The sequence below is a fragment of the Thiemannella venezuelensis genome (genome assembly GCF_014203605.1).
GTDB lineage: Bacteria > Actinomycetota > Actinomycetes > Streptosporangiales > Streptosporangiaceae > Planomonospora_A > Planomonospora_A venezuelensis.
In genome coordinates, this window is the sequence record NZ_JACHJJ010000033.1 from 67734 (window position 1) to 78697 (window position 10964).

6 protein-coding genes are annotated in these 10964 nt (G+C 71.2%); 2 read left to right on the plus strand and 4 right to left on the minus strand.

Annotated features, from left to right (window positions below):
* Positions 1 to 48: 48 nt before the first annotated feature.
* A complete protein-coding gene (locus FHS22_RS33495; protein ID WP_184948205.1) occupies positions 49 to 498 on the plus strand; it encodes a GNAT family N-acetyltransferase in 450 nt (149 codons plus the stop codon).
* Positions 499 to 578: 80 nt separating this feature from the next.
* Here the strand turns inward: FHS22_RS33495 and FHS22_RS33500 are convergent, their stop codons facing one another.
* Both FHS22_RS33500 and FHS22_RS33505 read right to left on the minus strand, forming a co-directional pair.
* Positions 579 to 2582 carry a molybdopterin-containing oxidoreductase family protein gene (locus FHS22_RS33500; protein ID WP_184948206.1) on the minus strand — a complete coding sequence of 668 codons (2004 nt, stop codon included), beginning with the start codon at positions 2580 to 2582 and terminating at the stop codon, positions 579 to 581.
* A gap of 122 nt (positions 2583 to 2704) precedes the next feature.
* Positions 2705 to 4261: a M28 family metallopeptidase gene (locus FHS22_RS33505; RefSeq protein ID WP_184948207.1), complete on the minus strand. Its 1557-nt coding sequence runs from the start codon at positions 4259 to 4261 to the stop codon at positions 2705 to 2707.
* Positions 4262 to 4917: 656 nt separating this feature from the next.
* Here FHS22_RS33505 and FHS22_RS33510 point away from each other — a divergent pair.
* A complete protein-coding gene (locus FHS22_RS33510) occupies positions 4918 to 7341 on the plus strand; it encodes a lysylphosphatidylglycerol synthase transmembrane domain-containing protein (RefSeq protein WP_338048057.1) in 2424 nt (807 codons plus the stop codon).
* Between the two features lie 55 nt (positions 7342 to 7396).
* Here the strand turns inward: FHS22_RS33510 and mgrA are convergent, their stop codons facing one another.
* Together mgrA and FHS22_RS39455 are read right to left on the minus strand one after the other, a co-directional pair.
* Positions 7397 to 8425 (minus strand): L-glyceraldehyde 3-phosphate reductase, encoded by a 1029-nt coding sequence (mgrA, locus tag FHS22_RS33515; RefSeq protein WP_184948208.1) that lies wholly within the window; start codon positions 8423 to 8425, stop codon positions 7397 to 7399.
* Complete coding sequence (locus tag FHS22_RS39455) at positions 8422 to 10482, minus strand: prolyl oligopeptidase family serine peptidase (RefSeq protein ID WP_184948209.1); 2061 nt, start codon at positions 10480 to 10482, stop codon at positions 8422 to 8424. Before FHS22_RS39455 ends, mgrA begins: the two co-directional genes overlap by 4 nt.
* Between the last annotated feature and the right edge of the window lie 482 nt (positions 10483 to 10964).

Sequence of the window (10964 nt, forward strand, 5' to 3'; positions counted from 1 at the left end):
GGGCGGCCCGCAGGGAGCGGGCGGTCCGGACCGGCTAGGTTGGCCGATATGTCGATCAGCTTCCGCACCGCCCGCCTCGAAGACCTTCCGGCCGTCGTCGCCATGATCGCCGATGACTCCATCGCCGCCGCCCGCACCGGCGCGTACGGTCCGGAGCACCGCGCCGCCTTCGAGGCCATCGCGGCCGATCCGAACAACGAGCTGGTCGTGGCGGAGCGGGACGGCGAGGTGGTGGGCACGATGCAGCTCACCTACATCCCGGGGATCTCCCGGCGCGGGGCGCTCCGCCTGCAGATCGAGGCCGTACGGATCACCGCCGCGCTGCGCGGGCGGGGACTCGGCCGGCAGATGATCGAGTGGGCGGTCGAGCGGGGCCGCGAGCGCGGCTGCGCCATGGTCCAGCTCACCACCGACAAGCGGCGCGAGGACGCCCACCGCTTCTACGACTCCCTCGGCTTCGCCGCCTCCCACGAGGGCTACAAGCTCATTCTCGGCTGAGGACCCGCCCGGACCCGGGGCAGGGAGAACCCGCCCGGACCCGGGGCAGGGAGAACCCGCCCGGACCCGGGTCCGCGGTCTCAGACCGGCTCGATCTCCACGAGGTTGTCGTGGTAGACGGCGCCCCTGCCCAGGTCGGCGTCGCGCGCGTCCACCACCGCGTTGACCCCCGCGCCTCCCGGGCTCAGCTTGGGCCAGTTCCCCTTGGGGGCCGCCACCACGCCGGGCCGTACCCGGTCGCTGATCTCCACCTCGGCCTCGAACGCGCCGCTGCCGTTGAACACCCGGGCCCGCCGCCCGGAGGCCAGGCCGCGGGCCGCCGCGTCGGCCGGGTTGACCAGGACCCGCGGGCCCCCGGCCCGGCGCAGCAGTTCGGGGTTGTTGCCGAAGGTCGTGTTGAGGAAGGTGTGGGCGGCCGGGGTGACCAGGGTCAGCGGGTACGGCTCCCGCGCCGCCGTGGCCGTGTGCGGCGGGACGTAGGCGGCCTCCCGGGGGAGGCGCAGCCTGCCGGAGGGGGTGGGGAAGCCGTCGGTGAACGGGACGAACGGCTGCGCCACGTTGAGCCGGGCCCAGCCCTCCTTGCGCAGCCGGTCCACCGTGATCCCGTCCAGGGACGGGTGCCCCGAGGAGAGCAGCTCCTCGGCCAGCTCCAGATCGGAGTCGTACAGCGACGGCTCGTCCAGGCCCAGGTGCCGGGCCAGCCTGCGGAAGGTCTCGGTGGTGGACAGGCACTCACCCGGAGGCTTGACGGCCGGTTCGTTCCACATCAGGTACATGTGCCCGTAACCGGCGTGCAGGTCCAGGTGCTCGGTCTGCATGGTCGCCGGCAGCACGATGTCGGCGTAGTCGACGGTGTCGGTCGGGAACTGCTCCATGACGACCGTGAACAGGTCCTCGCGCAGGAGCCTCTCGCGGATGCGGTTCTGGTCGGGGGAGGAGCCCACCGGGTTGGCGGTGTAGACCCACAGGCACTTCACCGACTCGTCGAGCTCGGTGGCGAGGCGGGTCATGGTGAGCGTGCGGACCGGCCGGGCGAGCAGGTCGTCGCGGGTGTCGATGTTCAGGTGGACGTGCCCGCTGGTGGAGTAGGCGACCCCGCCGCCGGGGTGGCGCCAGTCGCCGGTCACCCCCGGGATCGCGGCGATCACGCGCATCGCGGCACCGCCGCCCGCGTGCCGCTGGATGCCCATGGTGGCCCGGATGCCGGTGGGCCGGGTGCGCGCCAGGCGCAGGCCCAGGGCCCGGATGTCCTCCTCGGGCAGCCCGGTGATCCCGGCGACGCGCGCCGGGGGGTGGCGCAGGATCTCCTCGCGGAACTCCGCCCAGTTCTCCGTGCGGTTCTCCAGGTAGTCGCGGTCCTCGGCGCCCTCCTCCAGCACGACGTGGAGCAGCCCGAGCGCCAGCGCCGCGTCGGTGCCGGGCAGGATCGGCAGGTACTCGTCGGCCTGCTCGGCGGTGCGGGTGCGGATCGGGTCGATCGCCACCACGTGCGCCCCGGCCGCCCGGGCGTCCTGGACGAACTTCCACAGGTGGTGCCCGCTGGTCAGCGTGTTGGTGCCCCACAGCAGGACGAGTTTCGACGACGCGAAGGTCTCGGGGTCCATCCCGCCCGGGGTGCCGTTGGTCTGCGTCAGGCCGACGTTGCCGGCGGTGGAGCAGATGTTCAGGAAGTGCCGGGAGGCGCCCAGGACGTTCCAGAACCGCCGGCCCGCGACGCCCTCGCAGCCCTGCAGGTAGCCCAGGCTCCCGGTGCCGTTGTAGGGCCAGATCGCCTCGCCGCCGTGCTCGTCGACGATCGCGCGCAGCCGTACGGAGATCTCCTCCAGCGCCTCGTCCCACGAGATCCGCTCGAACCTGCCCGAGCCCTTGGGGCCGATCCGCCGCATCGGGTGGAGGATGCGGTCGGCCGCGCGGGTGTGCTCCAGGTAGCGGTTGACCTTCACGCACAGCGCGCCGCGGGTGTACGGGTGGTCGGGGTTGCCGCGCATCGTCACGGCCTCGCCGTTCTCGACCGTCACGACCCACGAACACGTGTCCGGGCAGTCCAGCGGACACGCCCCCAGAACTCGCAAACCACCCGTCATGCTCCGACTTTACCCGCGTGCGGGAAGAGGCCGGGGCCGGGGCGGCCGGGGCCGTGCGCGCACGGGGAGGGGGTACGGCCGGGCCGGCCGTACCCCCTCGCCGCGGAGCGGTGCCGCGGGTGCTACATCGGCACGCCGACGTGGTCGTGCTCGTGGTCGTGACCGCCGCCGCCGGTCCCCGGCTGGTTGGAGCCCGGGGTGCCGCCGCCGGGCAGGTCCCTGCTGTAGGCGTAGACGAACGTCGCGGTGGCGATCGCGCCGGTGTTCACGGCGAGGGCCTTGTCGTTGACGTTGGCGATGGTGTCGCACTCCAGGTGGTAGCACTTGTCGTAGGCCACCCCCGCCTCACCGCCGAACTTCTGGGCCTCCTCGGCGGTCTTGATGCCCTCGGCGCCGGTGAACAGGCCGCCCGCCGGGATGCCCGCCTCGATGAAGGGGCCGTAGTCCGAGCGGCCGGTGAAGTCGGTGCCGGTGTACGGCTGGCGCACCGCCTTGAAGTACGACTCGAAGAGCTTCTCGATCTTGTCCGAGCCCTCCGGACCGGGGCCCGCGCCCTCGGCGTCGGAGTCGTCGCCGTCGTAGATGCCGAAGACGTAGTTCGGCGACGCGATCATATCGAAGTTCAGGTACAGCTTGATCTTGGCCTTCTCCTCGGCGGAGAGGTTGGCCACGTAGTGCTCGGAGCCCAGCAGGCCCAGCTCCTCGGCGCCCCAGAAGGCGAAGCGGAGCTTGTTCACGGTCGGGAAGCGGTTCGCCTTGAGCGCCGTCTCCAGCACGCCCGCGCTGCCCGAGCCGTTGTCGTTGATGCCGGGGCCCTCGGTGACGCTGTCCAGGTGGGCGCCGGCCATGACGACCTTGGACGGGTCGCCCCAGCGGCTCTCGGCCAGGATGTTGTGCGTCTTGCGGTGCGGGTCGCTCTCGGTGTCGGTGGTCAGGGTGACCGTCGTGCCGGCGGCGGCCAGTTCCTCGCCGGTCGCGTAGGTGGTCCCGACGACCGGGATGTTCACGGTGGGCTCGCCCAGGGTGCCGCCGAGCAGGACGCGGCGGTCGTTCGCACCCTCGCCGGCCTGGCCCTCGTTGAAGATGATCACACCCTTGGCCCCGGCGGCCACGGCGTTCTGCGCCTTGACCAGGAAGCTGCAGGTGCCGCGCTGCATGAGCGCGATGTTGCCCGCGGTGAACCCGGCGAAGTCGCTCGCCTCGCAGCCGGACGTGGAGGTGTTGGGCGTCGGGCTCGGCGGGATCATGACGTCCACGGCCTGCACGGCGGCGGTGACGCTGCCCGAGCCGGAGTAGGTCATGACCCTGAAGTCGGTGTTGCGGACGTAGCTCTTCGCGGAGGGGGCGACCCGGTTCAGAGTGGACTTGGTGATCTCCCGGAAGAACGGGAACTCGAACTCCTGCAGGGTGACCGCGTAACCGGCCTTGCGGAGCCGGTCGGCGACGTAGGCGACCGAGGCGTCGTAGCCGGCGGTGCCGGAGGCGCGGGTGCCGCCGTTGGCATCGGCGATCTGCTGGAACTTCAGGAGGTGCCGCTTGGCCGCCGGGCCCTTGACCGTCTGGCTGAGCACCTTGGGGTCGGGGTCGGCGCTGGCCGGGGTGGCGGAGATGACGGGCAGGACCAGGGCCGAGGCCGCGGTGACGGCGGCCAGCAGGCCCTTGTGCGCGCGTGAGCGCATGCGAAACTCCTCTAACGCCATTGGAGCAGGAAAATCCCCCGTGATCGCGATAAACCGGAACTTAGTGGGGAGAATAGGATCTTGTAAGGTCTATCCGACATTTGTTATCGAGCGGAGTCGAATCAGCATTCCGGGCGTTCTCCGGGCGTACTTGACGCCGCCGGTGCCCCTGCCGTAAGGATCCCGGTCGCGGTGAGCGCGCGGGACCGGGCGGCCGGCGGCCGGTGACAGGGGGATGGCGGCTCGCGGCCGGACGAGGGGCGGTCGGGCGATGGCACATGAGGACCAGCCTTCCAGCCCGCCGCCCGCCCGGTCCGGCACCGGCGCAGACCGGAAAGTCAATTCTCGGTATGGGAGCCGTACGTGATGGCGGCGGTGCCGGACCGGGCGGGGCCCGGATGCCGGCGGACCGCGCGTCCGGGATCCGCTCCGGCGGCGGGACCGGAGCCGGGCCGGCGCGCCGGAGCCGTTCCGCCGCCGCGCCGTGCGGATGCCCGGGGTGCCCGGGTGCCCGCCCTCCGAGGCCGGAGATCAGAATAGGAGCTATGCCGTCAAGGCCGTCGGAGGCCGGTGAGATGCGCACGACTCCGATTGCGGACACTTGAGGGGAAGATCGGTGACGCACTTGTAATGGAAAACGGGCAGAATCGCTGGCGGTGAAGGACATCAAGGAACGCGACGACACGACGTCGGCCGGGGCCGCGCCCCGGACCGGGGGCGATCCCGTCGTGCTCGTGGTCGAGCCGCTGCTCCCGCAGCGCATCCGCCGCCCCTCCGACGCGCTGCGCTTCCTGGTCACGCTGCTGGGCCTGGCCGCGGTCGTCCTGCTCGCCCTGGTGGCCAAGCAGACGCTCAACGGCCTGGAGGCCGACGTCGCCGACGGCACCAGGCGGGTCCCCTTCCTGCTGAGCGGCCTGGTCGGCGGCCTGGGCGGCGTCGCCATGCTCGCCATCCCGGCCGCCTACGCGGTCGAGCGGGTGCTCCACCGCGACGGCCTGCGGGTCGCGGAGGGGCTGTTCGCCGCCATCGCCGGGATGGTCCTGTCCTTCGTCCTCGGCGAGTGGATCCTCACCGCCGGCCCCGACGACCTGCGGCTGCTGCTCACCGGCGGCCGGACCGGGGTCGAGCCGCTCAACACCCTGCTCACCTCGGTCATCGCCTACGTCACCGCGATGCGGATCTCCCGCCGCCCCACCTGGCGCGCCGCCCTGTGGACCGCGGTCGCGGTCAACGCGGTCGCGCTGTTCGCCGGAGTCGCCGCCACGATCCTCGGCATCGTCGTCTCCATCGTCGTCGGGCTCGCCGTCGGCTACGCCACGCTGTACGGCGTCGGCAGCCCCAACACCCGCCCGGCGGGCAGCATGATCGTCGCCGCGATCCGCAAGCTGGGCTTCCACCCGGTCAAGGCCCGCCGGCTGGAGGACGACCACCAGGGCAGCCGCAGGTACGCCATCGGACTGCGCGACGGCACCCGGCTCGACGTCACCGTCCTCGACCGCGACCGCCAGGTCGCCGGGCTGCTCTACCGCCTCTGGCGGCGGATCCGGCTCAACTCCGAGACCCGCCGCCGGGCCATCCGCTCGCTCCGCGCCGAGTTGGAGCGCGAGGCCCTGATGGCCTACGCCACCCAGGCCGCCGGGGTCGGCAGCCCCCGGCTGGTCGGCACCAGCGAGATCGGCCCGGAGGCCGCGCTCCTCGTCTACGAGCACGTCCCCACCCGGGCCCTGGACGACATCCCCGACGAGGAGATCGACGACCACCTGCTCGCCCAGATCTGGGAGCAGGTCCTGCTCCTGCAGGTCCAGCGGCTCGCCCACCGGCGGCTGACCGGCGACGGCATCCACGTCGACGGGGAGGGCCGGGTCGTCCTGATGGACGCCCGCAGCGGCGAGATCGCCGCCGGCGACCTGCTGCTCAGCCTCGACATCGCCCAGCTGCTCACCTACCTCGGCCTGCGCGTCGGAGCCGAGCGCTCGGTGCGCGCCGCCGCCGCCGTGACCGGGCCGAACACGCTGGCCGCCGCGCTCCCGCTGCTGCAGCGGATCGCGCTCACCCGCGAGACCCGGGCGGCGCTCACCAGGAACAAGGAACTGCTGGCCGCGATCCGCGAGCAGATCGTCGGGCTCGAACCCAAGGTCGAGGCCGGTGAAGTCCGCCTGGAGCGGTTCCGCCCCCGGACCCTCGTCACGATCATCGCCAGCGCCTTCGCCGCCTACTTCGTGGTCTACTACCTGACCCAGATCAACCTGGACATGATCACCTCGGCGGAGTGGGGCTGGACCGGGATCGCGTTCGCCGCCGCGATGATGAGCTACGTGGCCGCCGCGCTGATGCTCATGGGCTTCGTGCCGGAGAAACTCCCGCTCGGCCGTACCGTGCTCGTGCAGTTCGCCGGGTCGTTCGTCAAGCTGGTCGCCCCCGCCGCGGTGAGCGGCGTCGCCATCAACACCCGCTACCTGCAGAAGCGCGGCGTCCCGCCGGGCCAGGCGGTGGCCAGCGTGGGCGCCTCCCAGGTCACCGGACTGGCCTTCCACATCGCGCTGCTGCTGCTGTTCGCCTACATCACCGGCTCCAGCACGGCCGCGTCCTTCACCCCGTCCCGCACGCTGGTGTTCGTGCTGCTGGCCGTGGCGGCGGTGCTCGTCATCGTGCTGGGCGTGCCGAAGCTGCGCCGGCCGATCACCTCGCGCCTGCGCTCGCTGTTCTCCGGGGTCCTCCCGCGCCTGCTGGACGTGCTCCAGTCCCCCCGGAAGATCGCCGAAGGGTTCAGCGGCACCCTGCTGCTGACGGTCTTCTTCGTGGTCTGCCTCGACGCGTGCGTACGCGCCTTCGGCGGCTCCCTCAACTTCGCCGCGGTCGCCGTGGTCTTCCTCGCCGGCAACGCCATCGGCTCGGCCGCCCCCACCCCCGGCGGTCTGGGCGCGGTGGAGGCCGCCCTCATCGGCGGGCTCCGGCTCGCGGGCCTCGACCCGGGGGTCGCCACCTCCGCCGTGCTGCTGTTCCGGCTGCTCACGTTCTGGTTCCCGGTCCTGCCCGGCTGGGCCTCGTTCACCTACCTGCAGCGCAACGAGGCCCTGTAGAGCCCGTACGGCCGCGCCGTACGGGCTCCGCGCCGGGCCCGCGGCCCGGGAGGCCTCAGACGGCCCAGAGGTTGACGCCCGCCTCGACGGCGTCCTTGTCGATGGCCGCCAGCTCCTCGGCGGTGAACGAGAGGTTCCCCACCGCCGCGAGGCTGTTCTCCAGCTGCGCCACGCTGCTCGCGCCGATCAGCACCGAGGTCACCCGCCGGTCGCGCAGCGCCCAGGCCAGGGCCATCTGCGCCAGCGACTGGCCGCGCGCGGCGGCGATCCCGTTGAGCGTGCGGACGTGCCGCATGGTCTCCTCGGTGAGCATCTCCGGCTTGAGGAAGTGCCCCAGCGAGGCGCGCGAGCCCTCCGGGACGCCGTTCAGGTAGCGGTCGGTCAGCATGCCCTGCGCCAGCGGCGAGAACGCGATGCAGCCCACGCCCTCGGCCTCCAGCACGTCCAGCAGCCCGCCCTCGATCCACCGGTTGAGCATCGAGTAGGACGGCTGGTGGATCAGCAGGGGCGTGCCCATCTCGCGCAGGATCCGCGCCGCCTCGGCGGTCTGCTCCGGCGAGTAGGACGAGATCCCGGCGTACAGCGCCTTCCCGGACCGGACCGCGTGGTCCAGCGCGCCCATCGTCTCCTCCAGCGGAGTGTCCGGGTCGAACCGGTGGCTGTAGAAGACGTCGACGTAGTCCAGGCCCATCCGCCCGAGCGACTGGTCCAGGCTGGCCAGCAGGTACTTGCGCGACCCCCACTCGCCGTACGGACCGGGCCACATGTCGTACCCGGCCTTGGTCGAGATGACCAGCTCGTCGCGGTAGCGTGCGAAGTCCTCGCGGAAGTGCCGCCCGAAGTTCGTCTCCGCCGAGCCGTACGGCGGGCCGTAGTTGTTGGCCAGGTCGAAGTGGGTCACTCCGAGGTCGAAGGCCCTGCGCAGGATGTCCCGCTGCACCCCGAGCGGCTTGTCGTCGCCGAAGTTGTGCCAGAGCCCGAGCGAGACCGCGGGCAGCTTGAGCCCGCTCTTCCCGACCCGGTTGTACGGCTGCCGCCCGTCGTAGCGGTCGTCCGCGGCCCTGTAGTGGTCGCCGGAGGTCACTGCGCCGCCTTCGCCGTGTCGAGGATCCAGGCGAGGGCGAAGGCCTCCTCGCGCCAGGCGTCGTACCTGCCGCTCCGGCCGCCGTGCCCGGCGCCCATCTCCGTCTTGAGCAGGAACGGGCCGCCCTGCGCGGTGTCGCGGAGCTTCGCGATCCACTTGGCGGGCTCGTGGTAGAGCACCCGGGTGTCGTTGAGGCTCGTGATCGCGAGGATCGGGGGGTAGACCCGCCCGTCCACGTTCTCGTACGGCGTGTAGGACTTCATGTAGTGGTACACGTCCGGGTTGTGCAGGGGGTCGCCCCACTCGTCCCACTCGATGACCGTGAGCGGGAGCGACGGGTCGAGGATCGTGTTCAGCGCGTCCACGAACGGCACCTGGGCGACCACGCCGGCGAAGGCCTCCGGCGCGAGGTTGACGACCGCGCCCATCAGCAGCCCGCCGGCCGAGCCGCCGCGCGCGATGACGTCGGACGACCAGCCGCTCTCCTTGAGGTGCTCGGCGCAGGCGACGAAGTCGGTGAAGGTGTTCTTCTTCTGCTGGAACTTCCCGTCCTCGTACCACCGGCGGCCCATCTCGCCGCCGCCCCTGATGTGCGCGATGGCGAAGACGAACCCCCGGTCCAGCAGGCTCAGCCTGGCCACCGAGAACGACGGGTCGATCGAGATCTCGTAGCTGCCGTAGCCGTACAGGAGGGTGGGGGCGGGGCGCGGGCTCCCCTTCCGCACCGCGATCGAGATCGGGACGCGGGTGCCGTCCGGCGCGGTGGCCCACTCGCGGAACTGCTCGTAGTCGTCCGGGTCGTAACCGCCGAGCACCGGCTTGCGCTTGAGCAGGATCAGCTCGTGCGTCCGCAGGTCGTAGTCGTAGACCGAGGGCGGAGTGATCATGCTGGTGTAGCCGAGCCGGAGCCGCCCGGTGACGAACTCGGGGTTGCCCGAGGGGGCCGCGTCGTAGATCGGCTCGGGGAAGGAGATCTCGTACGGCTCGCCGCCCGCGGGCAGGACGCGGACGCCGGTGAGCCCGTCCCGGCGGAAGTGCACGACGGTGTGGCCCTCGAAGGCGTCGACGTCGAGCAGGCGGGTGTCCTCGCGGTGCTCGATCAGCGGCGTCCAGGTGCCGGGGTCGTCGATCGGGGCGGTGGCCAGCTCGAAGTTCTCGGCGTTGGCGTTGTGCAGGATCAGGAAGTGGTCGCCCGCGTGGTCGACGCCGTACTCGACACCGGTCTTGCGGGGCCGTACGACGCGGAACTCGCCGGCCGGATCGTCCGCCTCCAGGATGCGGACCTCGCTGGTGATCTTGCTTCCGGCGGAGAGGACGAGGTAGCGCTCGCTGCGGGTGAGGCCGACGCCGATCCAGAACCGCTCGTCGGTCTCCTCGTGGACGACCACGTCGTCGGCGGCCGGGGTGCCGACCACGTGGCGGTGGACCTTGTCCGGCCGCCATGCCTCGTCGACGGTCGTGTAGAAGAACGTGGTGCCGTCGGCGGACCAGGCGCCGCCGTAGAAGATGCCGGGGATCTCGTCGGGGAGGGTCTCGCCGGTGACGAGGTTCTTCATCTTGAGGGTGAAGCGCTCGTCGCCGGTGAAGTTGACGGAGTAGGCCAGCAGGGTGCCGTCCGGGCTCACCGAGCTGGTGCCGAGGGCGAAGAAGTCGCTCTCCCCGGCCAGCTCGTTGCCGTCGAGCATCACCTGCTCGCCGGGGAGCGGCTCGCCGGCCTTCAGCTCGGGAGGGTTCTCCCCGGTGGCGGCCACCCGGCACTGGATGCCGTACTGCTTGCCCTCCTCGGTGCGGGAGTAGTACCACCATTCGCCCTTGCGGGTGGGGACGGACAGGTCCGTCTCCAGGGTCCGGCTCTTGATCTCCTGGAAGACCGTCTCCTGGAGGGACTCCAGGTGGCCGGTCATCCGCTGGGTGTAGGCGTTCTCGGCCTCGAGATGGGCGATCGTCTCGGGGTCGTCCTTGACGGTCAGCCATGCGTAGTCATCGACCACGGTGTCCCCGTGGTGCACGCGCTCGCTGGGAACCTTCTTCGCCGTAGGCGGCGTCTCGCTGCTCACCCCGCCGAGTCTATGTTTCCGGCCGCTCCAGGCTCCGGTTGCCGCGGGCCGTCGCGTCGCGTCCCGGAAGACGGGATGAGTATGTGGCGTGAACGGATGGAATGCACGGTTCGTGGCACCTGAGCCGTTGTCATGTCCGACGTACACGGTGTTCGGGACTGGCCGGATTCGCGGTTCCGTCACGAGCGGTCACCGGGGACTGCTAATCTTTTGTCGTCGGCGAGGCCCGGCGCAAACCACCCCAACCACTCAGGTGACCTTGGTGTGGCTGTGCCGCGCTTGTCGGCATCCCCTTGAAACCAACGGCTTCAGAGATCGGTTCGCAGAGCCGCTCAATGGCTGGTAAGTTAGAGGGGTTGCCCCGGAAACGGGGTGGTCGGAATTCCTGACAGATCAGCTCGAACGGGTCAAATTGACACGGAAAAGCCGGTCTGAAAGAATAAAGACACAACGAAGCGAACGAAACGCCCCGGACGCCGGGA